The sequence below is a fragment of the Paenibacillus ottowii genome (assembly GCF_006874425.1).
Classification (GTDB): domain Bacteria; phylum Bacillota; class Bacilli; order Paenibacillales; family Paenibacillaceae; genus Paenibacillus; species Paenibacillus ottowii.
Genome location: NZ_VIJZ01000001.1, coordinates 717,905 through 744,312, shown reverse-complemented (window position 1 = coordinate 744,312; position 26,408 = coordinate 717,905). Strand labels below are relative to the sequence as shown.

Annotated in this window: 38 protein-coding genes; 3 read left to right on the top strand and 35 right to left on the bottom strand. The window is 45.9% G+C overall.

The window, feature by feature from the left end:
• The first annotated feature begins 88 nt into the window (after positions 1–88).
• Entirely contained in the window at positions 89–724 is a 636-nt protein-coding gene (locus FKV70_RS03690; RefSeq protein ID WP_142611832.1) for a hypothetical protein, read from the top strand.
• 454 nt (positions 725–1,178) lie between these two features.
• On the opposite strand, the gene FKV70_RS03680 is transcribed toward FKV70_RS03690, so the two are convergent.
• Positions 1,179–1,391, bottom strand: coding sequence for a helix-turn-helix domain-containing protein (locus FKV70_RS03680; protein ID WP_053325014.1), 213 nt, complete (start codon positions 1,389–1,391; stop codon positions 1,179–1,181).
• A gap of 147 nt (positions 1,392–1,538) precedes the next feature.
• Between FKV70_RS03680 and FKV70_RS25845 the strand changes: the two genes are divergently transcribed.
• Both FKV70_RS25845 and FKV70_RS03675 read left to right on the top strand, forming a co-directional pair.
• On the top strand, positions 1,539–1,676 hold the full coding sequence (locus tag FKV70_RS25845; protein WP_161626993.1) for a hypothetical protein: 138 nt from the start codon (positions 1,539–1,541) through the stop codon (positions 1,674–1,676).
• Between the two features lie 102 nt (positions 1,677–1,778).
• Positions 1,779–2,093, top strand: coding sequence for a hypothetical protein (locus tag FKV70_RS03675; RefSeq protein ID WP_142611830.1), 315 nt, complete (start codon positions 1,779–1,781; stop codon positions 2,091–2,093).
• A 197-nt stretch (positions 2,094–2,290) separates the two neighbouring features.
• On the opposite strand, the gene FKV70_RS03670 is transcribed toward FKV70_RS03675, so the two are convergent.
• The 34 genes from FKV70_RS03670 to FKV70_RS03500 form a co-directional block, all read right to left on the bottom strand.
• Complete coding sequence (locus FKV70_RS03670; RefSeq protein ID WP_142611829.1) at positions 2,291–2,872, bottom strand: phage holin, LLH family; 582 nt, start codon at positions 2,870–2,872, stop codon at positions 2,291–2,293.
• Between the two features lie 2 nt (positions 2,873–2,874).
• Positions 2,875–3,825 carry a GH25 family lysozyme gene (locus FKV70_RS03665; protein WP_142611828.1) on the bottom strand — a complete coding sequence of 317 codons (951 nt, stop codon included), beginning with the start codon at positions 3,823–3,825 and terminating at the stop codon, positions 2,875–2,877.
• A 12-nt stretch (positions 3,826–3,837) separates the two neighbouring features.
• On the bottom strand, positions 3,838–4,308 hold the full coding sequence (locus tag FKV70_RS03660) for a phage holin family protein (protein WP_142611827.1): 471 nt from the start codon (positions 4,306–4,308) through the stop codon (positions 3,838–3,840).
• 159 nt (positions 4,309–4,467) lie between these two features.
• Entirely contained in the window at positions 4,468–4,674 is a 207-nt protein-coding gene (locus tag FKV70_RS03655) for a hypothetical protein (protein ID WP_142611826.1), read from the bottom strand.
• A 17-nt stretch (positions 4,675–4,691) separates the two neighbouring features.
• Complete coding sequence (locus FKV70_RS03650; protein ID WP_142611825.1) at positions 4,692–5,171, bottom strand: hypothetical protein; 480 nt, start codon at positions 5,169–5,171, stop codon at positions 4,692–4,694.
• 13 nt (positions 5,172–5,184) lie between these two features.
• A complete protein-coding gene (locus tag FKV70_RS03645) occupies positions 5,185–7,773 on the bottom strand; it encodes a hypothetical protein (RefSeq protein ID WP_142611824.1) in 2,589 nt (862 codons plus the stop codon).
• Positions 7,774–7,788: 15 nt separating this feature from the next.
• Positions 7,789–8,430 (bottom strand): hypothetical protein, encoded by a 642-nt coding sequence (locus FKV70_RS03640; protein WP_142611823.1) that lies wholly within the window; start codon positions 8,428–8,430, stop codon positions 7,789–7,791.
• Entirely contained in the window at positions 8,414–9,601 is a 1,188-nt protein-coding gene (locus FKV70_RS03635; protein ID WP_142611822.1) for a baseplate J/gp47 family protein, read from the bottom strand. The genes FKV70_RS03640 and FKV70_RS03635 overlap by 17 nt, the downstream gene beginning before the upstream one ends.
• Entirely contained in the window at positions 9,591–9,959 is a 369-nt protein-coding gene (locus tag FKV70_RS03630) for a DUF2634 domain-containing protein (protein ID WP_142611821.1), read from the bottom strand. The genes FKV70_RS03635 and FKV70_RS03630 overlap by 11 nt, the downstream gene beginning before the upstream one ends.
• Positions 9,960–9,972: 13 nt before the next feature.
• On the bottom strand, positions 9,973–10,371 hold the full coding sequence (locus tag FKV70_RS03625) for a Gp138 family membrane-puncturing spike protein (RefSeq protein ID WP_142611820.1): 399 nt from the start codon (positions 10,369–10,371) through the stop codon (positions 9,973–9,975).
• On the bottom strand, positions 10,368–11,156 hold the full coding sequence (locus FKV70_RS03620; protein ID WP_142611819.1) for a phage protein: 789 nt from the start codon (positions 11,154–11,156) through the stop codon (positions 10,368–10,370). The genes FKV70_RS03625 and FKV70_RS03620 overlap by 4 nt, the downstream gene beginning before the upstream one ends.
• Positions 11,149–11,481 carry a phage baseplate plug family protein gene (locus FKV70_RS03615; protein ID WP_142611818.1) on the bottom strand — a complete coding sequence of 111 codons (333 nt, stop codon included), beginning with the start codon at positions 11,479–11,481 and terminating at the stop codon, positions 11,149–11,151. The genes FKV70_RS03620 and FKV70_RS03615 overlap by 8 nt, the downstream gene beginning before the upstream one ends.
• A 12-nt stretch (positions 11,482–11,493) precedes the next feature.
• Positions 11,494–12,033, bottom strand: a complete 540-nt coding sequence (locus tag FKV70_RS03610) for a phage baseplate protein (RefSeq protein ID WP_142611817.1) — start codon at positions 12,031–12,033, stop codon at positions 11,494–11,496.
• On the bottom strand, positions 12,033–14,462 hold the full coding sequence (locus tag FKV70_RS03605) for a phage tail tape measure protein (RefSeq protein ID WP_142611816.1): 2,430 nt from the start codon (positions 14,460–14,462) through the stop codon (positions 12,033–12,035). Before FKV70_RS03605 ends, FKV70_RS03610 begins: the two co-directional genes overlap by 1 nt.
• Before the next feature lie 190 nt (positions 14,463–14,652).
• Complete coding sequence (locus FKV70_RS03595; protein ID WP_103047698.1) at positions 14,653–14,958, bottom strand: hypothetical protein; 306 nt, start codon at positions 14,956–14,958, stop codon at positions 14,653–14,655.
• 33 nt (positions 14,959–14,991) lie between these two features.
• Positions 14,992–15,390 (bottom strand): phage structural protein, encoded by a 399-nt coding sequence (locus FKV70_RS03590; RefSeq protein WP_142611814.1) that lies wholly within the window; start codon positions 15,388–15,390, stop codon positions 14,992–14,994.
• Positions 15,391–15,403: 13 nt separating this feature from the next.
• Complete coding sequence (locus tag FKV70_RS03585) at positions 15,404–16,405, bottom strand: DUF3383 family protein (protein WP_142611813.1); 1,002 nt, start codon at positions 16,403–16,405, stop codon at positions 15,404–15,406.
• Positions 16,406–16,418: 13 nt separating this feature from the next.
• The gene (locus FKV70_RS03580) at positions 16,419–16,904 is read right to left on the bottom strand and encodes a phage neck terminator protein (protein ID WP_142611812.1); all 486 of its coding nucleotides are present in this window, start codon (positions 16,902–16,904) and stop codon (positions 16,419–16,421) included.
• Positions 16,864–17,238 carry a hypothetical protein gene (locus FKV70_RS03575; protein ID WP_142611811.1) on the bottom strand — a complete coding sequence of 125 codons (375 nt, stop codon included), beginning with the start codon at positions 17,236–17,238 and terminating at the stop codon, positions 16,864–16,866. Before FKV70_RS03575 ends, FKV70_RS03580 begins: the two co-directional genes overlap by 41 nt.
• 10 nt (positions 17,239–17,248) lie before the next feature.
• Entirely contained in the window at positions 17,249–17,719 is a 471-nt protein-coding gene (locus FKV70_RS03570) for a phage virion morphogenesis protein (protein WP_142611810.1), read from the bottom strand.
• Positions 17,719–18,273: a phage head-tail connector protein gene (locus tag FKV70_RS03565; protein ID WP_142611809.1), complete on the bottom strand. Its 555-nt coding sequence runs from the start codon at positions 18,271–18,273 to the stop codon at positions 17,719–17,721. The genes FKV70_RS03570 and FKV70_RS03565 overlap by 1 nt, the downstream gene beginning before the upstream one ends.
• Entirely contained in the window at positions 18,273–18,611 is a 339-nt protein-coding gene (locus FKV70_RS03560; protein ID WP_142611808.1) for a hypothetical protein, read from the bottom strand. The genes FKV70_RS03565 and FKV70_RS03560 overlap by 1 nt, the downstream gene beginning before the upstream one ends.
• A 38-nt stretch (positions 18,612–18,649) precedes the next feature.
• Positions 18,650–19,861 carry a phage major capsid protein gene (locus tag FKV70_RS03555; RefSeq protein WP_142611807.1) on the bottom strand — a complete coding sequence of 404 codons (1,212 nt, stop codon included), beginning with the start codon at positions 19,859–19,861 and terminating at the stop codon, positions 18,650–18,652.
• 43 nt (positions 19,862–19,904) lie between these two features.
• On the bottom strand, positions 19,905–20,504 hold the full coding sequence (locus FKV70_RS03550) for an HK97 family phage prohead protease (protein ID WP_142611806.1): 600 nt from the start codon (positions 20,502–20,504) through the stop codon (positions 19,905–19,907).
• Complete coding sequence (locus tag FKV70_RS03545) at positions 20,443–21,789, bottom strand: phage portal protein (protein WP_244310629.1); 1,347 nt, start codon at positions 21,787–21,789, stop codon at positions 20,443–20,445. The genes FKV70_RS03550 and FKV70_RS03545 overlap by 62 nt, the downstream gene beginning before the upstream one ends.
• Before the next feature lie 15 nt (positions 21,790–21,804).
• Positions 21,805–23,568 (bottom strand): terminase large subunit, encoded by a 1,764-nt coding sequence (locus FKV70_RS03540; protein ID WP_142611805.1) that lies wholly within the window; start codon positions 23,566–23,568, stop codon positions 21,805–21,807.
• Positions 23,561–24,184: a P27 family phage terminase small subunit gene (locus FKV70_RS03535; RefSeq protein ID WP_019686489.1), complete on the bottom strand. Its 624-nt coding sequence runs from the start codon at positions 24,182–24,184 to the stop codon at positions 23,561–23,563. The genes FKV70_RS03540 and FKV70_RS03535 overlap by 8 nt, the downstream gene beginning before the upstream one ends.
• Before the next feature lie 114 nt (positions 24,185–24,298).
• Entirely contained in the window at positions 24,299–24,565 is a 267-nt protein-coding gene (locus tag FKV70_RS03530) for a hypothetical protein (protein WP_142611804.1), read from the bottom strand.
• Entirely contained in the window at positions 24,562–24,789 is a 228-nt protein-coding gene (locus tag FKV70_RS03525) for a hypothetical protein (protein WP_142611803.1), read from the bottom strand. Before FKV70_RS03525 ends, FKV70_RS03530 begins: the two co-directional genes overlap by 4 nt.
• Entirely contained in the window at positions 24,782–24,988 is a 207-nt protein-coding gene (locus tag FKV70_RS03520; protein ID WP_142611802.1) for a hypothetical protein, read from the bottom strand. The genes FKV70_RS03525 and FKV70_RS03520 overlap by 8 nt, the downstream gene beginning before the upstream one ends.
• The gene (locus tag FKV70_RS03515; protein WP_142611801.1) at positions 24,985–25,245 is read right to left on the bottom strand and encodes a hypothetical protein; all 261 of its coding nucleotides are present in this window, start codon (positions 25,243–25,245) and stop codon (positions 24,985–24,987) included. Before FKV70_RS03515 ends, FKV70_RS03520 begins: the two co-directional genes overlap by 4 nt.
• A complete protein-coding gene (locus FKV70_RS03510; protein ID WP_167669706.1) occupies positions 25,235–25,597 on the bottom strand; it encodes an HNH endonuclease in 363 nt (120 codons plus the stop codon). The genes FKV70_RS03515 and FKV70_RS03510 overlap by 11 nt, the downstream gene beginning before the upstream one ends.
• Entirely contained in the window at positions 25,597–25,869 is a 273-nt protein-coding gene (locus FKV70_RS03505) for a hypothetical protein (protein ID WP_142611800.1), read from the bottom strand. The genes FKV70_RS03510 and FKV70_RS03505 overlap by 1 nt, the downstream gene beginning before the upstream one ends.
• Positions 25,870–26,107: 238 nt before the next feature.
• Entirely contained in the window at positions 26,108–26,365 is a 258-nt protein-coding gene (locus FKV70_RS03500) for a hypothetical protein (protein WP_142611799.1), read from the bottom strand.
• Between the last annotated feature and the right edge of the window lie 43 nt (positions 26,366–26,408).

Sequence of the window (26,408 nt, the reverse complement as noted above, 5' to 3'; positions counted from 1 at the left end):
TTGGGAAGTATTTCATGTTTTTGTAGAAATATTTTCCTAGGTCTGATAGACTATATCCATATATTATTGATCAATAGGAGGAAGTAAGTTGAAGAAAACTTTAAGTCTCACGGTTGCAGCTATCGCGGCGATTAGCCTGCTTGCTGGGTGTGGAGCTGACAAGACCGCTATTAAGGACGAAACACCTACGCAGGCAAAAGTAGAAAGCCAACCAGCTAAAGAAACTAAGGCTGCTGAACCAGCGACTACTAAAGAAGGGGCTGCGCCGGTTGAAGCAGAGAAAAAGCCCGACGACATTTGGACCTACTATAACGATGCAAAATGGACAGATACATGGAATGGTGTTACTTCTACTATTGAAAAAGTAGTTGTTACTGACCGCGCTCCTAAAGATGGAAATACAAATGATCTTACAGCTTCTGCTGTTGGAGTGAAATTCAAAGTTGAAAACACCACTAAAAAACTTTTCACTACATACCCTGACCAAGCGGAATTGATTACCTCTACTGGTGAACAGGTTCAAGCAGACATGGTGACCTCTGATCACATCGGCGGAGAAATTGAAGAAGGCGTTATTAAAGATGGGAATATAATTTGGTTCCTGAAACGCGGTCATGCTGCTGATATCAAATGGATTAAAATGAAATGGTATGTCATTGAGGGTAACGGTATGGAACCTACTCAAGATAAAAAAGAATACTCAGTTAAACTTGAGCTTAAATAAATAAAGCCCCGGAGCAATCCGGGGTTTTAATATTTGACTATAGTCAACAAAGGCAATCCCATTGCCTGTATAGTTTCAGTGTGGTAACATAATAATATAAATAAGGGGAGTCGCTAGCTCCCCCTGAACAACGATGTGCCTCACGGCGCGCATTATATTACTGTTAAGACAGCAAAACCCACCGTAGGCGGTCAACCTTAGCGGTGGGTTTTGCGCTTGTTACGTCTTTTACGTATCCATCGGTAAACTTTCCGTGAACTAAACCATAGGCTTAGAATCGTTGAAATTACTTTCAGGATCATGTAAAACGCACCAAGTGCAGTCATGGCGTCAATCACCTCCTTTACAGAAGGCTGCGCCGTGACCCCACCCGTTGTCCAATCCAGATTATACCACACAAGTCCTCATGTTGAGGGCTTTTTATTTTGTTCAATAAAAAAAGAGCAGCGAGGTTTTACCCCTCCTGCTCTTTTACATACTCAATAATATCGTTGGGCTGCACATCGAAATATGCACACAGCTTTTCAACGACCTCCAAAGATACGTACTCACCTTTATCGAATTTTGCGATAGTAGACGGTCCCAAACTCAATTCTGTACGCAAATCCATTTTTTTCATTCCTCGTTCAACCAACAATTTCAACAAGGGCTTATACGTTATAGCCATCGAAAGACCCCTTTCCTGTAATTTATATACGCATTATAATATTTTAATTACAGAAAATCAAACATTTTTGCTTGACCAAAAACTACAGGATGTGATATATTATTTACAGGAAGTGAAACACAAGCTTCCGAAAGGGGTGAAAGAAATTTGAGAGCAATAGATTGGGTCTTGCTCTCCACCGCACTCACAAACCTGATAACTGCAATTATCGGTTTGGTCAAAGTGTTTAAAGAGAGCAAGAAAAAGAAAAAGGTACCTAAACGACGCGGGCAGCGTAAACGTTAAAAGTACCAGAGGTGGCGGCTAGTATAGCGCCATCTCCACCCAATCTTAACATAACAGTTTGATATATACAATTGGCGGCGGCCTTACGCAAGGAGACGTGAAATGGAAAAGAAAAAAGCAGAATACCGCAGCAATGGATTAATTCATGTTCCAGATATTCGTATTGAGTACAAAGGATTCATAATCCAACCCAAGTTGGATATGGGGCGAAATCCTTGGCGGATAAAGGGGAATGATATACGGCGTGGCTACATCGTTATGGAGAATGGTTGTCTTGCAATGCCTGGAGGCGCATGGGCCTGTTCAGTTGTTGAGGCAAAACACATGATTGACACCTATCTCGAATCAGGCGGGGACGTACAGAAGTTTTGGGAATTGTTACGTAAGGCTGAATATGAAGAGTATGATGAGGTATAACGCGGGATTCCATGCTCCATTATAGGAGGTAAGTCTATGTATGATGCCATCTTATGGACCATATCTATATCTGGATGGGCAATAAGTATTGTTGCTCTATTGTTAAGTATTCGTAATTACTTTAAATAACAAAAAAGCTCTGCCGACCAATTAAGGTTAGCAGAGCTTTTTCTTACTTGCTCAATGTGTATTAGTCTTTACTCCGCAGTTACAGGCATTTGTTCTGTTGTTGGTGCAGGAACAGACTCAGACTCAGGCTGAATAGGAGCAGGAGCAGCGGGTACAGCTTCTGCTGTAGCTTGGGCTAATAGCTCATTTACTTTAGCTGCCAAACCAACCATAGCCTCTTTCGCCGCTACTCGTGCAGCTTCTTCTGTGCTAATATCGTCTCCTGCAACCGCTATAGCAGTTTCCTCTGTACTAATGGGTTTTTGCTTGGCTTTGTAGTCTAGGTACGCCTTTTCGATGGCCCCCTGAATCTCTATGTCAGTAAGGTAAATACCTCTTTGTTGTAGTTGTCTGGTTACATAGGATAAAGCCTGTTGTAGCTTTTTCGGACCGTCTGCCTCTTTGAAAACTGTCTTAGAGAGAGAGAATCCTTCTTCCGCCAATTTGTGCAACAGGACGCGCTGTGACTCCGTTGTACGGGCGTTTATCCACTCATTAGCCTTCACCTTAATCGTGTTCAGTCCAGCTATAACAATGGCTGTCAGGACTCCTAGAATAGCTGTAGCGACGGTACTTACATATGGTTGTACGGTTTCGATAATTGTTTGCATGATTATTTATCCCCTTTCGTTTTCAACGATGCGATTTTATTTTTTGAATCCCAGGACACTACAGCGCCGTATGCCTCCGCAACGGGTCTTAGCTGCACATATGCCACTCCTTCGACCAGTTGGATAAATTGCAGCTTGGCTCCATTTAAATAAGCGACCTTGAGACTGGTGTCCCAATGACACGATAAACCCAACACAGTAGCAAGCACACGCAACGGAACATACGTCCTGCCACTAAAGAGCAGCGTCTTCCCTACCTGTTTGCCATTTACGATGAACGTACCGGACGTGACTGTCTCCGGCTGCTCAGGGCGCTTTGTGAAACGTTCACGTAGCTCGTCCGCCGTACCATCATACTCATTCATATCCACGTTCCCTTTTATTCCTGCTACCTTGCCGCTGTCGCTGTATTGCCAAATATCCCAACGTTTCCACGTCACTGTATCGCTCGGTACGCGCGTTTCACTATATCGGGCTATCCATAATGGGTACCCGCTCAATGAGGCGTTAAAATTGGCTGCGAATGCATTGCCTGTATAAATAATGGGCTTGCGTCCTGTAAGTCGCTCCAACTCCAGCAGAAAGGCCAACGCTACAGCACTAATAAGCGTTTTAGACAGGTTGCCGGGATTGTTTTCATAATCCATTACAGGCGGCAAGTCCAGAGATTTCCCACCACCTACCTGTTCCAATACCTCGGCAAAATGCCGGGCTTCCGCTTTGGCTGCCTCAACGCTGGTTGCGTCTACAAAGTGGTATGCCCCCAACAATACCCCGGCTGCTCTGGCTCCTTTAGCATTCGTAGTGAATGTAGGATCAACGTAACGTTGCCCCTGGCTGGCCTTGATGAAGGCAAATGAAATACCGTCAGCCTTAACCGCCTTCCAGTCAATGTTTCCTTGATATCGGGATACGTCGATTCCCCGCGCGTTACCTTTTTTATGTGATTGCAAAATAACTCCCCCTTATACAGCAGGCTTTTGCCCCTGCTCTTTATTTTCTGGCTCTGACTCTGACATGTTCGGATTAGGTGCTGGATCGCTTTTTGATTCGAAAATCTTTACGGCGTTTCGTAATACTGTAGGCATAGGTACGCCCATCCGTCCGACATTCTCAGTAATAGACAACAGTTCATTTGCTAGGTAAAAGCAGATGACTGCATTTTGAAAATAATTAAGGCCGCCCAGTGCTGCATCAATAAAATGTGCAACGACTACAACCAAAAAGATTGCCACCTTGCGAATGATCCCATGAAAACCAACTCGGCTGCGTAACTCCCCACGTATCCAAGCAGCCGCCCAGCCAGTCAGCCAGTCCACAATAACCATAATGAGCAGCAAATGTACGAACACGCTAAACCCTCCAAGCAGGTAGCCGGCTACCGCTCCAAACCCCGCCGCCGCTCCCTTAAAAATGTGTGTTAATCTGTCATCCATCGTTCTCCCCCGTCTCTATAGGTCAGGACAATTTTCCTGACCTTTGTCAAAATCTGCGTAAATTATTCCGTTAAATATTCTCTTAATTATTCCGGTGCAGAGAAAAGCCCTCGTCCACTCCGAGGGCATAAAAATAGCGCATCCCTTTGGGTGCGCTGGTTACACTTGTTCTTTCGGTTGCTCAGGTACTGGATCGGCTGCAAGGTCTGGACGCTTTGAATAAATCTCGGCCAAAACTAAGTTGCGATTTTCATCATCCATCTGATAACTATCAACAACATTTTCAATTCCTCGTTCTCCACGCTCATACCGGGTAATACAAGCATTGGCGCAAATGCGAACGCGCGGCATGGACATAGCTGCCATATTCATTTCACCTCCCCTCATTTACCTAGCATAATTTCCGTGAGCACCAACTCCAAGTCGGACAGACGTTGACGGAGCAAATCAGTTTCACTTTGTTCCGGCGTAGCTGGCTTTGTTAGCTCTGCTATTTGCTCCGGTGTGAGTCCTTCTGTCCAAAGGTTATCAGGCTGCTTAGGAGCAACATATACTGGCTGTTCCCCTTCTGCCCTGCCCTTAGATTGCCATTCGTCCAGTGCGGCTATATACGCCTCTTGTGCCTCGTATACGGCACTCTCATAAGCCTTCCATGCAGCAAGATCAAAACGCGGTTTGAACAGTCCCGGTGTTGTAATCGGTACACCAACCGTATAGCCTATTAGTTCCGGCGTTGTCGGCTCAGTATCCTCGTCCTGATCGTCCGGCTGGGCATAAAAAGGGACGACACCATTAAAGGCATCGTCCATTAGTTTGTCTTCAATATAGAACCCCTCTGTAGTTACTCTAGGTACTACTTTCATGTTGTGACCTCCTTTATCTATTCGCTAAGAACTTAATACCGTCTAACCTCAACCAAGCCAAGGATACAGTAGACTCCATTTGCACATTGCCATTCTCAGATACAAGGACTTTTACAGGCACATCTGCGGCTCCTGTGTTGCCTGCACACATTAAGGCAACGAGTTGCTTAGGTCTATACCCTTCGGGCAAGCGGAACATTACAAAGGTACCAGCGGAAGGTGGTTTAATAGACCCTTGAAACGTTACCAAACCATCTGAGGATTTCACGTATTCTACAGGAGAAAACGACGCCTCAACAATGACCCCGTTTAGTAAGGTCGGACTTAACACACCTGGGTTATCCTTGTCAGACTTCTTGTTCTCCAGCACCGACACACGCGCCGTATTCTGTTGTACACTATCCACCAAGTCCGCAAGTAGCGTTTTTTCATTGGCTGCGTAGGAACCTGTAAACGGTACGACTGGCGAACGGTCAAGCATAAGGTACGTAACGCTGTAAGCTGCTGCTGCGTCATGATCGGTATCATATTGCTGCGCCAACGCCCCCGCACTTGTAACCATTTTGTTGGTTATCATCCATGTGGAATCGCGTTTGCCATTTTTATAAATCGCCAAAATATCCGATGCTTTTTGTTTAAGCCACGCCGTAGTAGTGTAGTTTGCGTTATTGACGTTCCATAATTTTTCCACAGGTTGTTGATACGTCTCATTTCGTTCACGCAGCACAATCCCCGTACCTACTTCAACCTGATTGTCTCCCTCGTTGAAGGATAGTTGCCCCTCAGATACGATAGGCTCTACTGTAGGCGTTGCAAGCTGGTATACGAGTTGGTATGGTGTATACCCTGCATAGGACTGCTGTGGTGCTGATTGAGTAAAGTTAGGCAAGCCAATACGCTGAACCCAATACTTAGTACCTGTACCGTTCCACGTCGCTGTTGTCGCTGCCTGCGCCTGTGCTGGCGTGATAGTATTAGCATCATAGGCTTTGTAGCCGTAGAAATAGGCTTTGATGTCATCTTGTGATGGACTGTATTTATCATCCCATCCACTGTCAGCAACACTGATACCAATATAGATGTCTCCTGCTGCGGTGACTGCGTTCGTGTCGGCTGTGTTGCCCGTGCTGCCTTGTGGCATTATTTTTCCATCAAACTTCGTGGCAACCCCGCTTGCAGCCACAGCGCCAGCCGCAAGACCTACTATTTTTACTTGTCTGACTCCAGCAGTAGCAGCAGCGTCACCAAGTACCCACGCCCTGTTACCGTCGATCGTCAATCCTTGCCACTTCTTGGACTTAAAGTATTGCCCATCACGTTCAAATACCGTATCGGCATTGGCTCCTGTAACTGGATCGGCGTACAAGTCTGTTTGCAACGCCAACATGGAATCTTCGCGCGGTTTGAATGGCTTGGCTGTACTGCCGATGTTAAGCATAGGATTTTCATGGGTGAATGAACCTGCAGCGGCGTATCTAAGCCGCACAGATAAAAATCGCGTTTGTGACGATGTGGTGAATGTTTTAGAACCTACAGCAATTACGCCTGGCACAACCTCCCCACTTGGATCAGAGTCGTTTTCATCCCGACGTTCAATGTACTGTATTCCGTCACCTGCACTTGAGATTGTGTATGTTGTATTCGGCAATACAGGAACAACCACTTTTAAGGGCGATAAAGGAAATGGACCAGGATAGCTACTTGTTGAAGCACTCGCTTTGTAGGGACCTTGTAGATTGACTATCCCTGTGTTGATGACCGCCCACTCATAAAAGCTTGGCAATAGATTTTCCCCGTATCGTATCGCATATGGATTACGTACAGGCATTACGCTGTCTACGTAAGGCCATTTAGCTGCTACCTGAGCAGGCGTAAGGGTCGCGGCTGCTGCATAGTCCGCCTCGCTGACCTCGTAAACACGCACACTGTCCATATTAAAAGTGCTTCCGCTGTTGCCTGTGCCTGTGATCGTAACAATGTGAAAAAAGTCCGTCGCGGCGAACCGCACAACAGATGGTGCAAAAACAGAGGAAGATGTAACCTCATTTCCAACTGCGCCAGCAATACCATTTATAGACATGGCTACTTTGCTGGTATTGCCGTTTTTCACATCTGCAACAGCGATGTATTTGCGCCCTGGTGTGGTCAAAAAGGTTGCAGAGGCCGTAGCGGGTATGCTACCTAATGTAAGCTTAAATGAGCTGGTTCCGCTGGTTTTATTAGCTGTATCCGTTGCGATTGTAGTATTGGACGACCATAGGCCCACGCTTTCACAGTTTCCCATACGACCCAGCAAGTTCACCAACATTCGCCCGGTTACGCCGGACAATGAAAACGGAGCTGCCTTCACAGCGTTAAGTATCTGTACACCTGCATTCAGCGTAACCGTTTTGGTATTTATTGTGTTAAAGCGCGATTCTATTTCTTCTTTATGGACTGCGTTTTCTTGTAGCTCTTTAAGAGCAAGATATGATGTGTTCAAATGCCAATTAAACCACTGTGCCGGAGGTTTCAAACCTGGTGTGTAACCCGCTGTTTTCTGTGTTGTAGTAGGTTCCGTTCCGGCCGCAAACCATTCCGGTAATTTCTCTTTAAACGGCATAAAATTACTCCTTTCCTAAATAGGTAAATCTGTATTTTTCCCTGGCTCATAAACCGCGCCAAGCTTGCCGCCAATGACTGAATCGTCCAAACTGCCCCACCCGCGCTCTGGGTCTGCTTCTTCTGGCAGGCTACCAAACTCAAAGGTTCCAGCCAGTTCAATACTTTGGACGCTAACGCCAGCCGCCACGGTTTTTTGAATTATTTGCACGAACTGCGATAATTCAATACCGGATTCGTCCAACTTATCAAGCGGTAAGCGCATGAGGGATAATGCCGCTGGTTCCGGGTCTAACGGATCACTAAATTTCTGTTGAATCTTAATTTCGCTGTAATCTGCACCAACCGCAAGAGCAATGACCCGGATGATCGTGTTAACGTCACCCTTGGATAGGTTACGGGCTATCTTGCTTTTAATCATTATCCGGTAAATTTCATCAGTGGCCACACCTCGAAGTTGTCCCACATTTCCACCGATAAGATCCAATGTAGTTCCCTTTGCAGTGTCGATATCTCGCCATTCTTCGATTGTTTTGAACGTAGTTTCTAAGTCGTTTATCGGGCCAGCTACAATTGTAAAAAGCTTTCCTATATTGCTGTTCGGATTTTTGGTAAACACATCCGTCAGCTTTTTAATAAGGTCAACCGGAGAAATCATGATGCGTCACCTCAATCCAATTCGCTGCTGTTTGGGCCACTTGCTGCACGTCCACAACTAAATTATGTGTCCCGTAGCTTGTTCCATTCGTGGATAGCTCTATAACCACATCTTCCACGCCAACAATGGAATATGCAGCAGCAGCAAGGCGCATCATTACCACATCCTCCCCCATGCTCAAGCCAGCGTATACAGTCCCGTCTAAGTCAGCCCCGCCAATGAACCTGACCAATTTGGATTTAACCTGATCGTCTCCATCAGAAGGATAGGCCGTACTTTTATAAACCTGAATTTTTATATGAACAGGTACAACCACGGCGCGACTAAATTTAATCGGCTGTAGGTTCCCACTAAGGTCCTTAACTTGCATGGATATGTCACCGTAAGACTCGATGCCCGCGGCGCCCACAGATAAAATTGCGTTGGCAATGTCGGTGTCTGATCCACCAAGAGCATACACCTGATATGATTTTGCAGGACGACCAGCAGCATCAGGAGTGATTTTATTGTTTATAATCACCGCCGCCGCACGTACCCCAGTTACCCGCAGCACCGCCCCCCGTATAGCATCGCCTGTCGCTGATCCGCCGCCAGCTACCGACAGACTGAACTTATCACGGAACTCCGGGTCAGTCTCCTTATCACGTCCGCCAAGAATAGCAGCGGGATTGTTTACTGCTGTCACTTCCGGTACCGGGTTAACGATGATCGTTACTGTACCCTCTGGCGTATTGCCAGATAAACCCGCCTCCATCGCCTCCACGGGAACCGTCATACTACCGGAGGCTGGGAAAGTGGCATCAGATGTAGTTTCATACTGCACATCTGTATCTGTTGACACTAAAAAACCCGCCGACACTGTGTAACCGGGGGTTCCTGTAAGGGTTACGTTGCCTGTTGCATATTGCGAAAGAGCACGTGATACACCGACATGAGGACCGAGACGGTCTAAACTGCTTCCCTCTGCGGTGTTTACGTAGGCGCTATAATATACCTTTTCAGCAAGCCCCCAAACCGTGGCAAGAAACCACGCAAAAATCCGCAAGATAATACCCAGCGGAGAGAGGGCGGAAGTATTAATTTTGTCGCCGTATACCTCTTTGGCCTTGTCTTCCATTTCATCTATTAAATCGTCGAATCTCTTACGCTTAAACCCCTTTTCATCCAGCATTAATACTCACCCCTTCCTGCTGGATTACCTCGCCATTCGTTCCGGTTGCCTTGAACGTAACTGTTAGCAGCCGGGCCGCACGGTCAACGGAAAATGTAACATCGTCCACGCTCTCTATTCGTTCTTCCTGCAACAATGCACGGGTAAGCTCATTTCTCATTTCTTCCTCGCTGGCAAGCTTGCCGAGAAACAAACGAAAAGCAAGACCGATATCAGGATTCAGAAACCATTCCCCTGCGTTGGTCCCAATAGCAATTCGACAACACTGTGCTAGTTCTTCGTCACCTTCGTTCATGACCAGGTCCCCCCGGCTATCAAACTCCAAATCTCCGTCAGCGGAAAGTTTGAATGATTGCAAGCTTTCATACCCCCTAACTAAAAGAAGCCGGGAATATCCCGACTATAACCGCGTCATTGCTATCATGTTGCCTTGCCGTGTCAGGCGCAGCCACCGCACCAGCAAGCCCGTTACGTATTTCCCTGTCTGCAACGACCACATAAACCACGTCTCCCGGCTTGTATACAGGTAAATATTCTTGTTCGCTGCCACCGTCTTTAGGTTTTAATCGGTAGCCCAGCCCCGGCACAGCCTGAATCATAGCAGGCTGATCGCTGCCCGTTCGGATAAGCGGCTGTACGCTGGCAATCATTTTCACAGGATCGAATTTAACGACCTTACATGGGAAGGCCACATTAAAATCTGTATACAGCTTCGACAAAAAGCCATCCAACAAAGCAGACATAGCGGCGGCAGGATCAATCTTACTCACAAAATCGCCTCCACTTCCGTTACAAAATCACCTGTCCGGCTGAAAGTATGAGAACCACTGCGGACATGTGCTTTCCCGGTAAAACGGGAATAAGACAGATTAAGCATACTAGCCGTCGTTACCCTGTGCTGGAGCTGCATCTTTATGTTAAAGCCCTTGGCCCCATCCTTTTCAAATCGGCCCGGGGTCCCGATCAATCCCGTTTTGGTATTGACCGCAAACACATTATCCCCTCCGCTTCGCAGATTACGAACGTACAGCTTGTTTTTGTTTATATAAACGCTGGTCCCGCAATCCTTAGCGACCTTTGCGATTATTTCCGTTACTTTGCCTTTTGCGGTATATCCGTCCTGATAGCGGTAATCCTGATTTAGATTAAATTGAGCAATAGGTAGACCAATATAGCTTGCCATCTGTTTAATAATCTTGCTGGCGAGTGTGTTTTCAGCAAAGGCAATTTCTTTTACCTCGCGTTTGTCCAGGTCTTCACTGTCCAGTACATGGATAGTGGTGATTTTGTCCACGCCCTCCCAAACGGTATCTACGTTGGATATGTAGCCGTGGAGCAGTAGACCCACATCACCCTTATATCCAGCATTAAGCATTAATACCTTTCCGCGCTTGATATTGTTTATGGTTGTCTCTGCCAAATTCCAGATTTTAATTTCTGATTCGTTCGGCAAGGTATCATTGTCAAACGGTACTTTGCCCTCAATGTTGTACTTATCGCTGGAAAACTTCATACCAGCGGTCAAGACCTCTATCACACGTCCAAAATTACGCATCGTCCTCATCCTCTTCCTCTATAACATAAAGAAACACGCTCACACCGAGCGTGTCCCATGTTACGGCTGTACTGTTTTCAGATTCGTCATAGGGAACGATGGGTACTTTCGGGAATCTGTCGTCTTGCACATCATAGAACAGCGGTATGCCGTATACGATCTTTTCCCCGTAAACTAGCACTTCCCCATCCAGTTCTAAATCAATGGTGAAATAGTCGTTTTCAGCATTATAGTGAATCTCGAAGGTGTACATTTGTTCAGCCAGTTCAATATCGAAACGGTAAGGAATGTTTTCCTTTTCAATTTCTATATATTCATAGTCCATCAGCGTTCACCCCTAAGCCCACGGGCTACCCTTCTTGAATTTAACCTTTTGGACTTTTTCCTTCTCCTTTTTTCCCTTGCCCTTACCCTTTTTACCTTTCTTGGTCTTGTCCTTTTTGCCTGATTTCTTCTTGTCCTTCTTCTGCTTCACACCACTGTTTACTATTTTCGCCGCCTGCGCTTTAACAGGAAGCGGGAGTTTGCCCACATATGAACTTTGCGCGACCAAGACCTCTGTTATCGTGAACGACACGGCGTAACCGTCAGCAATTGTATAGTCGTGGTCAGTCGCTAAACCGGATATAATTCCCGTGAAAGCTGTACGGCCTACATATTTTACAATCTGTCCCGTGTCAGATGCCTTTTTTAAATATGTAAGCACCCGCGCCGCATCCGACCCGGATATAACCCCACTAAGGGGCATTGTCCGGGCTTTTCGCTGCACATGGTCCACCATATCTATTCCTTTTTCAACAGGTTGTGAAGTAATCTCCACATCGAATGTGGGTGACTCTTTCTCAATCCAAATGTAGTGACTATCTATCATTGCCATTACATATTCACCTCCGGTGAAACAAATCCCTCACGCCGGAATGTTTCTTCTAGAATCTTTTGAACTTGGCGGCGAACCTCGGCGGCTACATCCCCGGCAACCGTAGCGCTTGAAGCATCTGCCCGAAGGTCGATATTCACACTAATGTTCATCGCACCGCCTGCGCTGCCCCCTCCGCCAACACGAGCTGGGGCTAATTTACGGGCTGGCGCATTTGTTGGGCTATTTGTGGATGGTATAATCTCGTCCGTCATGCCAGTTGCAGCAGCAGCCACACGGTCCTGAGTTCCTTCAATCCCTCTCGCCAAGCCTTCGCCTGTAAAGAAACCAAGCTCCATCATTACACGAGACGGGGAATGAATATCAAGTGCGCTTTTGATACTGTTTTGTATACTGTCACCGATACCCTTAACCTTGTCCACTACGGCATTGGCCATAGACATAATCCCGTTAATCATGCCTTCGATTATGTTCTTACCTACTTCAAATAGGTTGATTCCTTGAAGGTAACTGATAATTTGATTCCAGATGCCCGTTATCTTGTTCCAAATGTTGGTGACTGTTGTTGAAATGGTGGACAGAATACTATTCCACACATTGGAAAGGAACGACTTTACGCCATTAAATATATTGGACGTAGTGGTCTTTACGTTGTTCCAAGCGTTGGTTATGCGGCTCCATATGGACGATACAGCCCCGCTAATGCTCCCGGTTATTCCTGTCCATAAAGTGACCAACCACATTTGAATGGTCATAAAGGTTAATATAGTGAACGCCTTTATCTCATCCCAATACTTAACGACAGCAGCTACAGCCCACCCAATCGGTCCAGTCAAAGAAATTAAGAAGGTTGGCCCCCATTGAACAATGAAATTAACAATGGCATTAAAAACATTTGGAACTGTCGTGGTGAAAAAGTTCATGGTTGCAGCAAACGCAATTTTAATTCCTGCCCATGCCCCGTTAATGATATTTCTAAATTTCTCAGATTTTTTATATGCAACCACAAAGGCCACAACCAATCCAGCGATTAGAGCAACCACCAGCCCGATAGGGTTGAGGCTCATTGCAACGTTTAATGCCAGTTGGAACGCTGTCCATATTCGTGTAGCGACGGAAATAGTAGTTACAACAGCTTTATAAGCTACCAACGCGGCTGCGATGCCTGCGATTCTCGGTGCGAACCCCTCAAAGCTCGTCATTTTCTGGACGACACCCGCGATTGTACTGCCAACACTTTGAAGTGTGGGCCATAGCTCTTGTGCTTTGGTTGTAAGCCACTCAATCGCTTTGCCTATCTTATCCCCTATAGCTGCGCCAAACGCCTCTATTTGGGGCTTGTGGTCAGCCGCCCACTGTCCAAACCGATTGAGGTACGGCAGCAGCTTTTGACCAACAGGTATTAAGATCCCAGTTTCTATTTGCCTACCAAACATTTGAAGTGCTTCGCCGGGACTGTTAAACCTGACCTTATTAATATCATTGAGCGTATCGGCAGCAGAGTTAAACTGCGACTTCACCGACCCCATAGCAGTTATCGTCTTGGCCTCTAGGTCTTCAAACTGGCTACCCATCAAAGCAACCCCGACGGTGTTACGTTGAACCGGGTCCTCAATGTCACCGATCATCTGCATAACCTGTTGAAAACTCTTTTTAGCCTCCGGCCCCCCCTGGGCAAATGTATGCATCATCTTATCCGCATTAAGCCCCAACATTTCAAAGGCTTGTGTAGTGGTCTTGCTACCGTCTTTGGCCCGGATGTTAAATTCTTTAACCGCGTCACCGACTTTGTCCAGGTTGAAAGCCCCGTTTTGCGATCCAGCAGCCAGAGTATCAAACATATCATCAGCGCCGAACCCCAAGGATTTAAAAGAAACGGAATACTCATTAGCTGTGTCAAGCAGCTCGCCCGTTTTATCAAGCCCCTTTTGCGCCCCCTGCGCCAACAATGTCATGGATTGCTCTGACGTTATGCCAAATTGCCGCATCATGGTATCGGTGGTCCTTACAGACTCCCCAACCTCAAAATTAAAGGCTCTACCCAAAAGCATTGCATTTTTGGTTGTACCCTCCAGCGCCGCTCCGGTCTGTCCGGTTATCTGCGCCGTGGTGCTAATAGCGCCGCTCAAGTCCTGCCAGTTTTCCCCGAAGTTTTGGGAATACAAATTCTTGGCTATTTCTTTCGTTGCCAACATTTGTTGATCCGTTTGCCCAGTAGCCATTTGAACTTGAGCCATATTCTTTTCAAAATTTGATGCAGCGCTAATAGAAGCCACAGCAAAAGCCCCCATAGCCGCCGTTGCGGCAGCCCCGAAAGCAAATACCCCACCGCGTAAGCTGCTAAGTTGGTCCTCAGCCCGGCGCAATGGACCTTCTGCCACTTTGAAACCAACGGCAAACATTAAGTTACCTATTACGCCGCCAGCCATATATTCACCTCACAACAAAAAGAGCGCCCAAAATAGGCGCTCCATTCATTTTTTATTTGCTGCTCTTTCTTGCTGTTTCAAATAGATATCCAAAGCAGCATTTGCCTCTGCTATATCGTCATGGTCCATCTCGTTCAGATCCGAATAATTTATGTTCATATCTGACAGGAGAAGTCTCCAAGTAAGCCAATTAGCCCTCGCTCGTCGCTCCGCTTCCTTCTGACTTATCATCTTCATCCACTCCGTTCATGAACTGCATTGCGGCAAAAATAACTTCGTTAAACTCCTTAACATCCGTACCAAAGTCTTCAATTTTCATTTTTGGTTCAACTACAACATGCTTCAGCACTTCATCCGCTGATTTTTCATCCGATGCAATACCAAATTTGTTTTTAACCCGGTCAGAAATTTGAGCAACGGCACGGATACCTGGGAATTGGAACAAATATTCTTTACCTGACGTAGAAGTGAACTTTTTCTGTTTGAAATTTGACATGATTTATCGTCTCCTTAAATTTGGATTATTGGATTAAAGAATTTCGTGGTTTGTTAACTGAATTTCATATTCCCGGTCATCTGCCTCATTCCCATATTTACGGGCAGCAGGCTTCTTGACGACCCCGGCTGTACTGGTGATGGTTTCCTTTGGGGTGCCATTGTAAATAACACTAACATCCACTACCTGACCAGTAACGGCTAGTTTGTCCATATATGCTACTTGCGGACTTGTTGCAAGCAATGTGATTTTAAGTGTAGCAAGTGGGTTATTTACCTTGGTTACGAGTACATCACCCTGCGCGCCAACCTTAAAAGTATTTGAATCTTCGTCTTTTTCCCACTCTACCAAGTCCTCAGAAAAACCCGTAAGAAAAACCCCTCCAACTGATACGGAGAGGTCCATAGGATCATATGTGGTTGTTTTAGGCAATTAAATCAACTCCTTAAATTTGGATTAATCCTGTGACTTTTGTCTGGTGAATTGCTCCGTCCAGCTCAAAGGTGAACTTTGCATCATTGTACTGGCGTTTTTCCCGGTCTGCTGGATCTACCTCAGAGCGACGTTTAAAATCCGTTGAGTACAACGGCAATCCATCATCATCGTGGGCTATCATTTCCTGTTGGTCAGCTCGCAATAGATTGGTTTTAACAACTGCTTCAATTTGAGCGATGCCGCTGTTGGAAAACCCTACTTTGTCCTGACGGAAGAACAATTTTTGAACACCCAACTGAATGTTAAGTATGAGCCAGTCCCGACATTGCATAATATCAATGTATTCCCCTGATACTGTTAGCCCTTCGGATGTTTGATCGTCTCCAGCCTTAGTAACATAGGTATTCGCTCCCAGCGCGTGAATAGCTTGCAACTCAGTTTCAGTGATATCCATAGGCGCAATACCTTTAAGCGGTTGAAACTTCCAAGTCAATGACCCAGCTGGCTTTTGTCCTGCACTACCAATCCAAGCAGCGTCAGGATAATTGGTTATATCCTCATGGTAAAAGGAAATAGTGCGGGTGTATTTCTTGGCTTTAATTGTGGCCAGATCCGTCTTACTGCTTGATGCTACGAAAAATAGCCGCGAATCATCCAGTTCCACCGCATCCCCTATCGCCGTGACATCTGCCAGTGTGCGGCTGGTAGATACAAGATAATACCAGTCTTTCGAAAAAATCTTTGGAAGCCAGTCCGCAAGTGGGTCACCTGTTTTATACTGCATTACTGCAATGGATTCGGGTGAATTGCTGCCTTGATTGAACAGAGCATAAGCAGCTTTATAAATCTGTGACGTGTTCGCAAAGTCCTCCAGAACAGCGTCCAGATCATAGTACAATTTAAACTCAGTAGCCGCCGCAGCAGCACCGATAATAAGCGGCCTACCCAATCCGGTTTTAGGAGTAGGACGAAGGATATTAATAATTACTTGAACGTCTCCACGTACCGCCAAAACAATCAGCTCCTTACGTTATTATTTTGTTTGCAATTTTCACTTTTTCGATGTATTCAAGGTCCTGCGAAGTAACGGCGGTGGTGCGAAAATCTACATCAAACCCGTATCGTCGTTCCCACTCGTCCGCAATAAGAATATCTCGGTTGTCCACGTTACCGATGTTAAAAACAATCACGTCCAAATCCTTGAGAACATCCCGTCCAATGGTTTTAAGCCAGTCCTGCGCCCTAAGCGCGTTTGTAATGCTGTCAGCGCTATCCGAAGCATAGGACAAAAAAGAGACGGTAAATTCCACCGTCTCCCGCTGCACCAATTTTCCGTTTTCCTGTGTTACTACTGGGAAACCTCGTCCTTCTGCCGGACCATCTGTAAATGAGTAGGTCAGGAATGCGCCTTTCGGCATGTCTCCCCCGCCGTTCAACTCCACCACCTTGACACCTAAATAGGTCGATAGATTACGAACTATCGCTGACCGAATCGCCCTGAATGGAATCATTTCTGACCACCTTTTTCAACATGTATTTATTAATATCGCTGTACTCTCGTACCTCAGAGGTATCAACTGTGTAATGATTTCCCTGGTACTCTATCCGGTCGCCGTTAGAGTGCACGGAAGCCGTGTACAGTGTCCTATCTTCCTCGGTGTAGTTACCGCCTTCTTCCTGCTGGAGCTTGGCTGAAACGGGCTGGAAATGACCCTGTAGCGAAACTCGTTCTTCTTTTCCCGGAACCCATACACCGTCTTCGTCCCATTCCCCCGAACCGGGTCGGACAAATACGTAAGGCACGTTATATTTCCGCACGACTCCCCCGAAAGCAAACTTACGCATAACCTACCTCCTACTTGTCCACGATCACATGGGTAATAGAGTCCCGAAGTTCGGCCTCTGCAATAAGGATTTTCTTCCCTTTCTTACGCCGGGCATAAAGCGGGGAAAGTGGCGGCTGCTTAATCCTATTAAAATTAGCAAGCGTCTTCGTTTCCCCAATTACTCCAATCTGTTCAAGAAAGGCCATAACGTCCATATTACCCATAGCTACAGGGGTTATGTTCGTGCGGACCCACTTGGAGATACCAGCAGCCGATTTTTTCTTTCCTGTCCCGATAAATGAACGAGCTGGGATTTTCATTTTGGCTGATCCGTATTCATGGACCCCGGCAATCATTGCAAGGTCAGCATTACCCTGCATACCTATATGGACCTCTTTTTTAGCGAGCTTGTTTAAATTGGCTATGATTGCCGGAAGGAAACTCGTTTCATCCAGTTCCACATTTGCGCGGCGAGTGCGTGTCCGTCTTGCTCCAGCCATTAGACCCACCTCCCCACATAAGGAGAAAGAAGCGCCTGAACGGTTGAAGAAAACAATGCGTCTGTATCCCCATAGGTAACAGATATATCCCCGACACGTTCAGACTTCACCCCAATTGCTGTGGGATTTTGTAGCATTCCTTGCACAACAAATATACAGGCCACTTCAACCGCCTCCGGTAAGGTGCGCGGATTATCGGCTGAATCATCGCCCGGAAGCACATACCCCGCCTCATACCGAACCGTTATACTACGCTGTCCTGTATTCCATCCTTTGGGCAAAAATAAAATACCGTCCTCGTTGGCCTCGACTGCAAATTGATCCTTATCCATAGTCGCAACACCAGAAAATACCGGAAAATTACGCAACACCAAAAAGGACGATCCAGAACCGTCCAGCACTTCAGTATATGTTTGTTTTTTGAAAGACCTTCGGCAAAAACTTTCTATAGCTTGGGACGCTGCCATAATGTACATGTTAAGGTTGTTATCCTCGCTAGTGTCCTCAATCGGGATACCTAGCTGGCCTTTTACTTTTGCAATCGTGGTAAGCATTACGCTAAAATTCCTGCTGCGCGAAGTTTAGTTTTTAAATCACGCAGTTCGGCAAGCACACCAGCCGCGTCCGTTGCTGCTGTGTCCGGTACTGCTGCTGCTTTTGTGGCTGTTAGCTTGCCATTAAGGGTACTTGTTAAACTTGAATCCAGCTTGGCTACTGTTACAGCACCGTTTGCCAATTTTGCAGCAGTAACAGAACCATCTACCAACTGTGCGGAGCCGCCCAAGTTAACGGCCACACCATCCTTAGTGATTTTTCCGTCACCTACAACGGCTATTTCCCCGCCGATTGTTAACTTATCTGGCGTTGCGTGGTTTTTTGTCAAATAACTCAATGCTGTTTCCTCCTTTCAGGGGCCTAGGCCCCTAAATATTAGGCTTCTACCGGAACACCAGTCAGGATAACAATTGCATCCTCATTTGCTGGCTTGCCATCAAAACGCTGAATGATACGAGTAAGAGTAGTATCATTCTCGAATGCGTCTCCGCCTTCATCAGTCGTTTTAGCTTCTAAGGTTTTACGATCAAAGAAGTAATAACCGACTTCAAAGTTACCAAAAGCAATTTTTGTCTTGCCAGTTTCTGTTTTGATATCATCAAAAACGGCGACTGGATAACTAAACAAGGTGAATACGTCTGCTTGCGTTGGATCGGGAACCAAAACACTTTTACCGTCTGCATATTTCATGTCAGCCAGAGCTTCAGTCGCAGCGGTGTTCATAACCCATTTAGCTCCGCGTCTATATCCTGCATCCACCATATTTTTCAACTTTCTTAGGAGTTTGATATCAACGCCTGAGGTTGGTGTAGGCAAAGTACGGTATTTTGTAGTTGTGAAAATACCCTCTGTGGAATTTTCCCCACCGATTCCATAAAACACTTCGTCATTCTCTGTATTGAGAGAAATTTCAGTGTACCAGTCAAGAAGTTCTGTACTGATAGAAACAGCGCTATCAGCTATCAATTCATTAGTAGCCTCAAAAATCCCGCCGTATTTATGGACCTTGTATTTGATTTCCTCGTATTGTGGGGTATCCATTTTGTCAATCTTGGTTTTTTCGTCGTAGTTCTTCATTTTCAAATCAGTTCCACGGCGTTTCGGACGGCTACCGGACAACGTTCCTACTGGTTTTACTCCAACCAAATTGCGAATAGAGGTTTTAGATTTTTTCTGAAGAATAATATCCTTGCTATCATCTTCAGGGACCAAAATTCCCCCGCTGCCTTTTTCACCTTCGTTCATTGACCGTGCTTCATTCTGCTTCGCCTTAAATGCAGCCCGTTCTTCATCGGACATTTCCGCATTTCGACCAAACTTCAAGTATTTTTCATAGGCGCTGCGGTATTCCTTGGAAGTATCGGCTTTACGTTCTTCATCATCACCCGGTTCTTTTACAGAATCAGGATCAACGGGAGGCGTTTCGATACCTTCCAAACTGCGGTAAGCTTCAATCTTGGCAGAAATGGTTTCTGCTTCCGTAATCAAAGAACGGGCTTCATCAATCTTTCCTTCTTCCACCAGCTTGCGAGCTGCTTCTTTTTTTGCCGCCAATTGTTGGCGTAGTTCTCTTTCTTTCGGGTCCATTTAAATTCCTCGCTTTCAGTATTTGGGTATAAAAAAACGACCCTTACAATCCCAATAGGTCGATTTCAAGCAATAATTTTTCTACTTTCAATTTGTCTCCAGCTCTAAATTCATCTAACGATCGGCAGGACACTTCATTGGATGGATAAGCAGGAAAAGCAACGGGCGATATTTCATACAATTCAGCATTCAGAATTGAACGTTTATATAGCTTTGTCCCACCTTCTCTATCCTCCGAAGACCATTTTTCCTTAGTGACTCGCATTCCAAAGGAAACACCGTCCACATCGCCGCGCTGAATCAATTCCCAGGCATCATTTCCGGAGCTTGTGTTAGGAATGTCCAGTTCAAAGCGCAATTCCTTATCCCCGCTAAATAAACGTAAAGTGCTGCTCTTAGTGTTACCTAGCACTTGAGAGGTATCGTGTGACCACAAGCCTACAACGCCCCGCGTTCTAATACTTTCGTCAAAAGCACCAGGAGCAATTTGTTCAACAAACTCGTCTCCGTACCAGTCCCGCATTACTTCGCTGTCAGTCTCATACTTGATTCCTCCAGTGATGGTTCTCGTCCCGTCTTCCTCAGTCGCTTCCCTCACTTGGAGTTGTATCGGTAGCGTCCGTTTCTCCTTGTTGTCCTTCATCGGATTGTTTCTGCTCAGTTCCTTCACCCCCCTTCGTCGGATTGACTCCGGTTTGTATTTGCTCCAATTTATCCAAAGTTGTGAAGTTCAACGGAATAAGATGTTTATCGCCCATTTCCCCGATATTGTCACGTTCCTCCAGTTCCCGAACTTCGTTAATAGAATAGACACCCATTTGGATCATTTCTTTGTAGTACGCTGCGCGGCTTTGGCTGTCTCCGCGCAGCTCACTGGTAACATTAAATCTGGCGTATCTCCCTTTGTCTCGCGCTCCGTTTTGAGTAAATAACTTGAAATTAGCCTCTTGTTCCCAATTGGTGATGTGCGGCTGAAGCGTGTTTTTGACATACTCAATGGATTGATGTTCTATATTGGAAAATGTCGCCTTGTCCAAAAGTCCAAGTTTATGAGGCGGAATTTTGTACAGCTTGGCAACTTCACTTATACCAAATTTTTGAGTCTCTATAAATTCAGCATCTTTAAGAGGCATACCAATACTTTTATAATCCAGTCCAGCATCCAGCACAGCAATACGATGTGCATTGTTTAGTCCGGTATGCAATCTATTCCATTCCTCACGGGTACGCTCTTTTGCTGGTTTGTCAATCTTCTGTTCCGTCTTGAGTATCCCGCCTATTGACGTGCCGTTTTCATAAAAAGATGATGTGAATTTTTCCATAGCGTTCTGAGAACCAAGCTTCTCACGCAATGCAGCAATTGGACTCATGCCCTTCAATCCGGTGGTGCTGATCAATTTTAAGTGGAGTACATCAGACATGTGTAACTTGCGCTGTACTCCATTCGGAAGAGTTGTTATATACCAAATTTCATTATTAGTCCAATCAATCTTAACGTCAGTCTGTGCAGGATTGAGAGGCCATAGAGCTTTTGGTAATCCCATTTCGTCCCACTCGATGTTGGCGTAGAAATTCCCCCATGTCGCAAGATGAACCATAGATAATTCTTTGAATGTATAGGCGCTCATAAGTGGATTAGATCGGGTCCCAAGCAAGTACGATACTGGATGATCCGTATCCTTGGTTATTTTCCCTCCACGCTTCCGGAATACTTGAACGGGTAATTTACCGATATCTCCACCCAATACAGAACAAACCGTATAGATATTTGAATTTATAATAGAATTCCCATTGCTCACCCTTTTCCCACTGGCCGTTTTTTCACCAAACAGCCAATCCATAAACCATCCTGCCGGATTTTTAAGATCCGACTTCTGCACATCTGTATTTGAGCGCCGCGACCACCATTTCATTTTACGTTTTGCCAAAGTATCACCCCCAATCTACAACGAAAAATCGTCGCTCATGATGTAATCATTCAAGTTAATACTCTTGTTCATGGACAATGTTAATTTGTGACTGTCTATAACAGCGTCCACGGGGTCTATACGCTTCGTTTTCGCTGTGGGGTCCTTGTCTATCTTTATTTCCCCAAAACTGTTACTGGTGGTCTTAGCGTTCGCCATAGACCACGTTAACAACTTATTGCGACGATCATAAATGACGTTGCCTGCCTCAACTTCCAGCCTAAAATCAACCGTTGCATCATTTAGGCTCTTGGCGCTTTGGACTATCTCGACCAGGTCAACACCAAACTCTTCAAGGTCAGACAAAAAGGCATCCGCATTATGTGGGTCATAAGCGATGCCTATTAATTTCAATTTATGTTTTTTGATTAGATCCCGGTAATAAGTAAGGATGTACTTATAGTCCGTCTTCACGCCGCCCATTGTCTCCGTAGGAGTAAGCAGCCCCTCCATAATCCACATGTCATACGGCGCGTGGTCAGACTGCACATGCTCCTGTACCCGCGCTGCCGGAATCCAACTGTGAGAATGGATGTAGTATTTGCGCTGCCCATCCACATCCAAAGGAAATTCCAAGCATCCAGAAGTTAAGTCGCCGCCGCTTGAAAGGTCCAGTCCTAAATAACATTCTTTGCCCTCCATATCTTCTATGGTCGTGTCAGATTCGCAGGCTTGCCAATGCTCCATGTTCATATACTGCGTATCGGAGAACTGAACCCATCGATTCAAGGACTTGGTGAGGAAGTTTCGCAGTTCTTCCCCTTGCTGAACTTTGGCCTTTATCGCTTCCGACCTTAAACTATCTAAAGTTTCAGGAGTCCATAACGGGTTAGCTTTCGGCCAGTTGGCTTCATCCCATACATCGTCGTCTTTGTCCAACTCGCAGATAAAAACGAACTGAGTTTCGTCGGCATGTGCGCCGGATAGAATTAACTTGCAATATTTGTACAACTCATAGCACGGACCGTTGATATTAAAGCCTGCGGTTGTAATAACGGAAATAAGGCATTGCTTTAATTTTTTGGTTCCATCAGCAAGCAGCTTGTACATTTGATTGTCTTTGTGTAAATGATATTCGTCGACGCTCGCAAAATATGGACGGAATCCATCTATCGTTTTCGTATCTCGACCAAGCGCCCTGATTTCACCCTTGGTCAGAGAACAAAGGATAGTGCTCTTATAGTCTTTAACGTCAAATAGCCCCGACTCGTAATCTGAACCACCAAGCTCGGGGTCTGCATCAATGAATTTGATACATTCCTTTAGGACAATTCTTGCCTGAGCTTCTTTTGTAGCGGTGCAGTATACTTGGGGATAATTATAGCCGTCAAAGTTTCCATAAAAGAGGGCCGGGACCGCGTTGCCCAAAGATTTACCGTTTTGCCGGGCCACCTGAACATATGAGGTGCGGAATCGACGGTAACCATCCAACGTAACCCAGCCATTCCAACTCCCAAACATAAAGTCTTGAAAGCCCCATAGTTCAAGCGGCAAAGGTTCCTCGCCTTCTGCCAGCGTGAGGGACTCGGCAAACTCTATAATCTCATGGGCCTTATCTGGATCGAACACGTAAGGAAAATCTTCCGTACCCTGCCGATCCAAGTCTCGAAGGTGGCGCTCACACGCCTGTCGCTGTGCCTGTCCTGAAACAATTCTACCGGACACCACTTCCAGTGCATAGGCCGTTACCCGATCCGTCTCACCGACAGTGTTGTAAGGGTAAATCTGCGGGTTAGCCACTACGGTTCCCCCCGAACTTTCCGAACTTGCTTGAGGTCTTCTCCGGTTCCTTCGGCTTCGGAACATTCTTTACCTTAGACAAAGGGTTTAAGAAAAGACGGTCCTGCATTTTGAGAAGCATGTCCATCTTCTTGTTGATTGCCGTTTCGATTTTTAATACACCTTCTAAGGAAGCAAGTTGGGAAAGGTACTTTTGTGCCCTCAAACCATACTCGTTCAAATCTTCTTCCGCTTCCTCAGCTTTGCGAGTTAATTCTTCAAAATATTCATCAAATACATAATCTTCAATGGAAATTCGCTCAATTTTTTGATACTGTTTCAGCAGCTTTTCGTACTCTGAATATGTCCGGCAGTACATCGCCAATAGTCCCACATCGGAGCTAGAAAGCAAATTCACACCTTCAGCAGCCGCCGCTTTATAATCTTTCATGCACTGTTTCCAGTGAGCGAAAGCAACTGTATCATCCTTTACAAACACAGGCGGTTTCAGCTTTTCCAGCTCAGTTTTTCCGAGCTTAACCTCACCTTCTTTACGCGCCTGAATCTGTGCTTTGGTTAATCGGTTCGGATTGCCCCCCGCGATGTGAAGGTCAATCGGTTTTGCATTTCTCCCCATCCGGGCGCACCTCCAAATCCCGAAAAATTTATAAAACGAGTTTTTACGCGAAAAAAGTCCGACGCGGTCTATTCCAAAAAAAGTTTTTAGAAATTTGACCCCCCTTCCCCTTTTCTAAGAAATAATCTTAAATTTATTTTTTTCAAAAAATTCATTCAGTACCTGCCTAACCTTCTGTTGCACGTCCTGCGTTGTACACGTCTGGTCAAGGTCTATCTCCACTCGCATGTAGTGTCTACCGTGTAGCTGTGCATTAACTGTTACATCCTTGGTGGCTGCGGCTAACCTCTTCGCTTCCTCGTACTCATCAGTCAATCGGTCATACTCTACTAATTCCTGCGGTGTACCTTCCAACTCATAGATTCCCATTCTAATGATCATGCGTTATCCCTCTCTCTTCCGTGCTTATTGACTATATCGCACACACGTTGAGTACGTGCAGCCTTGGCGATAGTCTTATCAAACAGAGAACGTCCTAGCAGCCTATCCCACCAACGCAACCGTACCGCTACAGCAGTGAAGCGCCCTGTTGATCTACGGCCTAATATGATATGGTTTGTCCGGTTGTCTATAGGCTGTATGTGGTGCAAATAGAAATCAGGCATGATAATTACCCTCCTGCTTAGCCTTATCGTACTCAGCGTTCAACCTTAACACTTGGAATACTTCCTCATGCTCAAGGCTAATGTCACAACGCCTCTCCAAATTACGCAGAATATATCCTATACGCTCATCTTGCCTACTTACAGCCTCTCGCCATCCTTCTGGCGGCTTAGGTGGCGCGTCTACAGTCTTCTTTATCATACGATGATCCACCCCACAGATTTAAACTTACTAATCAAAATATGCACATCGTTAGCCACCTTAAACAGGTTATAGTAGGTCTTTGGAAGACCTATGTAATTGCTTGTTGCGGCGTCAACCTCTGTTCTGAAATACTCGGCTTGTTTCGCCGTCAAAAATGCGTCAGCGTTTATGACTGCTTGGAATCCATCCGCAGACACAGTTACACTAACAACGCTATTGTATACAACCGTTATAGGATCATAGCTAGCTCCCATTCCCAAAACCCCCATCTTCTTTTGCTGTCTTGGTATCGTGGCATTGCTTACACAGCGGTTGCCAGTTATCCCTATCCCAAAACAGTTGCTTGTCTCCCCGGTGCGGGATGATATGATCGACTACTGTCGCAGCAGCCAAGTACCCACGTTGGAAACAGTAGGTACATAATGGGTGCTTACGTAGGTAGCCTTCACGTGCCTTGCGCCATTTGCTATCATAGCCGCGCTCGGCTGCTGTGCCTCTCTGCTGGTCATAGCTGCGTACTTGCTCTTGGTGAGCCTCACAGTACCTCTCATTGCCTGCGACCAGTTCCTTGCATCCCTGCTTACCGCAGAATCGTTTAAGAGCCATTAACACCGCGTCCTTGCCACAATGCGTACAGGGCGACGATCAATTACCTGAGACTGTAGCCTTTGCCGATAATTAAGCTTCATGTATGTAGGAGAAATGTGTGGGCTGTATTCATATAGCCATTTCAGATCGTCGACTGTAATTTTTCTGAACGCTTCAATCAGTGGGGCAAATGATTCTTTGATGCTTTTCCACATAGCGGCAGCAGCTTCATGTAGCTTGCGAATAGTGTCCTCAAATGTTTCTCGCTGCTCTTTGGTCAGTCCGTTCATAACATCATCCCTTTCTACAATTCACCCACATGCATGTTTGTTTTGTTCCTGTCCAGTTACCCCATACGCAGCCTTGACACTTGATCGGCTGTAGAGGCGAAACAGCAGGCACAGGCGGTGGGCGCTTGGTTGACTTAATCATGTATGTTCCCCCGGATAATAATAAATGGCGCACAGCGGAATCGAACCGCCCATAGTCCTGTATGCACCACAAGCCCGGCATAAGCCGGGTAAGGTGTTACAATAGCTCTGTTGCAAGTTGCTTGAGCACTGGTGGGGTGGCAATAAGTTTACCGTCCGACTTGTTACCGTTAACGTAGGCTTTATCTTCTCGGGCATAATAAACAACGCCTTGACCCTCGACGATCGGAAAGCCGCTTTCATCATCCGTCAGGGATGTTTGAACGTGCTTGCCGTGCTGTGCTGCGTGTTCTTCATCATGCAGATGTAAAATACCATCAGAGCTGAGAAATGCGAAACGTGGTTTTACAGACATGCTAGTTTCCTCCTTGTTATGGCATAGCAAAAAGGAGAACGAA

Bases quoted from the DNA above. Each gene is read 5' to 3' on its own strand.
- FKV70_RS03680 (WP_053325014.1), bottom strand. From the start codon at position 1,391: ATGGCTATAACGTATAAGCCCTTGTTGAAATTGTTGGTTGAACGAGGA.
- FKV70_RS03675 (WP_142611830.1), top strand. From the start codon at position 1,779: ATGGAAAAGAAAAAAGCAGAATACCGCAGCAATGGATTAATTCATGTT.
- FKV70_RS03670 (WP_142611829.1), bottom strand. From the start codon at position 2,872: ATGCAAACAATTATCGAAACCGTACAACCATATGTAAGTACCGTCGCT.
- FKV70_RS03660 (WP_142611827.1), bottom strand. From the start codon at position 4,308: ATGGATGACAGATTAACACACATTTTTAAGGGAGCGGCGGCGGGGTTT.
- FKV70_RS03655 (WP_142611826.1), bottom strand. From the start codon at position 4,674: ATGGCAGCTATGTCCATGCCGCGCGTTCGCATTTGCGCCAATGCTTGT.
- FKV70_RS03650 (WP_142611825.1), bottom strand. From the start codon at position 5,171: ATGAAAGTAGTACCTAGAGTAACTACAGAGGGGTTCTATATTGAAGAC.
- FKV70_RS03645 (WP_142611824.1), bottom strand. From the start codon at position 7,773: ATGCCGTTTAAAGAGAAATTACCGGAATGGTTTGCGGCCGGAACGGAA.
- FKV70_RS03640 (WP_142611823.1), bottom strand. From the start codon at position 8,430: ATGATTTCTCCGGTTGACCTTATTAAAAAGCTGACGGATGTGTTTACC.
- FKV70_RS03635 (WP_142611822.1), bottom strand. From the start codon at position 9,601: ATGCTGGATGAAAAGGGGTTTAAGCGTAAGAGATTCGACGATTTAATA.
- FKV70_RS03620 (WP_142611819.1), bottom strand. From the start codon at position 11,156: ATGCGTAATTTTGGACGTGTGATAGAGGTCTTGACCGCTGGTATGAAG.
- FKV70_RS03615 (WP_142611818.1), bottom strand. From the start codon at position 11,481: ATGGACTATGAATATATAGAAATTGAAAAGGAAAACATTCCTTACCGT.
- FKV70_RS03610 (WP_142611817.1), bottom strand. From the start codon at position 12,033: ATGGCAATGATAGATAGTCACTACATTTGGATTGAGAAAGAGTCACCC.
- FKV70_RS03605 (WP_142611816.1), bottom strand. From the start codon at position 14,462: ATGGCTGGCGGCGTAATAGGTAACTTAATGTTTGCCGTTGGTTTCAAA.
- FKV70_RS03595 (WP_103047698.1), bottom strand. From the start codon at position 14,958: ATGTCAAATTTCAAACAGAAAAAGTTCACTTCTACGTCAGGTAAAGAA.
- FKV70_RS03580 (WP_142611812.1), bottom strand. From the start codon at position 16,904: ATGATTCCATTCAGGGCGATTCGGTCAGCGATAGTTCGTAATCTATCG.
- FKV70_RS03575 (WP_142611811.1), bottom strand. From the start codon at position 17,238: ATGCGTAAGTTTGCTTTCGGGGGAGTCGTGCGGAAATATAACGTGCCT.
- FKV70_RS03570 (WP_142611810.1), bottom strand. From the start codon at position 17,719: ATGGCTGGAGCAAGACGGACACGCACTCGCCGCGCAAATGTGGAACTG.
- FKV70_RS03565 (WP_142611809.1), bottom strand. From the start codon at position 18,273: ATGCTTACCACGATTGCAAAAGTAAAAGGCCAGCTAGGTATCCCGATT.
- FKV70_RS03555 (WP_142611807.1), bottom strand. From the start codon at position 19,861: ATGGACCCGAAAGAAAGAGAACTACGCCAACAATTGGCGGCAAAAAAA.
- FKV70_RS03550 (WP_142611806.1), bottom strand. From the start codon at position 20,504: ATGAAGGACAACAAGGAGAAACGGACGCTACCGATACAACTCCAAGTG.
- FKV70_RS03535 (WP_019686489.1), bottom strand. From the start codon at position 24,184: ATGGGGAGAAATGCAAAACCGATTGACCTTCACATCGCGGGGGGCAAT.
- FKV70_RS03530 (WP_142611804.1), bottom strand. From the start codon at position 24,565: ATGATCATTAGAATGGGAATCTATGAGTTGGAAGGTACACCGCAGGAA.
- FKV70_RS03525 (WP_142611803.1), bottom strand. From the start codon at position 24,789: ATGCCTGATTTCTATTTGCACCACATACAGCCTATAGACAACCGGACA.
- FKV70_RS03520 (WP_142611802.1), bottom strand. From the start codon at position 24,988: ATGATAAAGAAGACTGTAGACGCGCCACCTAAGCCGCCAGAAGGATGG.
- FKV70_RS03515 (WP_142611801.1), bottom strand. From the start codon at position 25,245: ATGGGAGCTAGCTATGATCCTATAACGGTTGTATACAATAGCGTTGTT.
- FKV70_RS03510 (WP_167669706.1), bottom strand. From the start codon at position 25,597: ATGGCTCTTAAACGATTCTGCGGTAAGCAGGGATGCAAGGAACTGGTC.
- FKV70_RS03505 (WP_142611800.1), bottom strand. From the start codon at position 25,869: ATGAACGGACTGACCAAAGAGCAGCGAGAAACATTTGAGGACACTATT.
- FKV70_RS03500 (WP_142611799.1), bottom strand. From the start codon at position 26,365: ATGTCTGTAAAACCACGTTTCGCATTTCTCAGCTCTGATGGTATTTTA.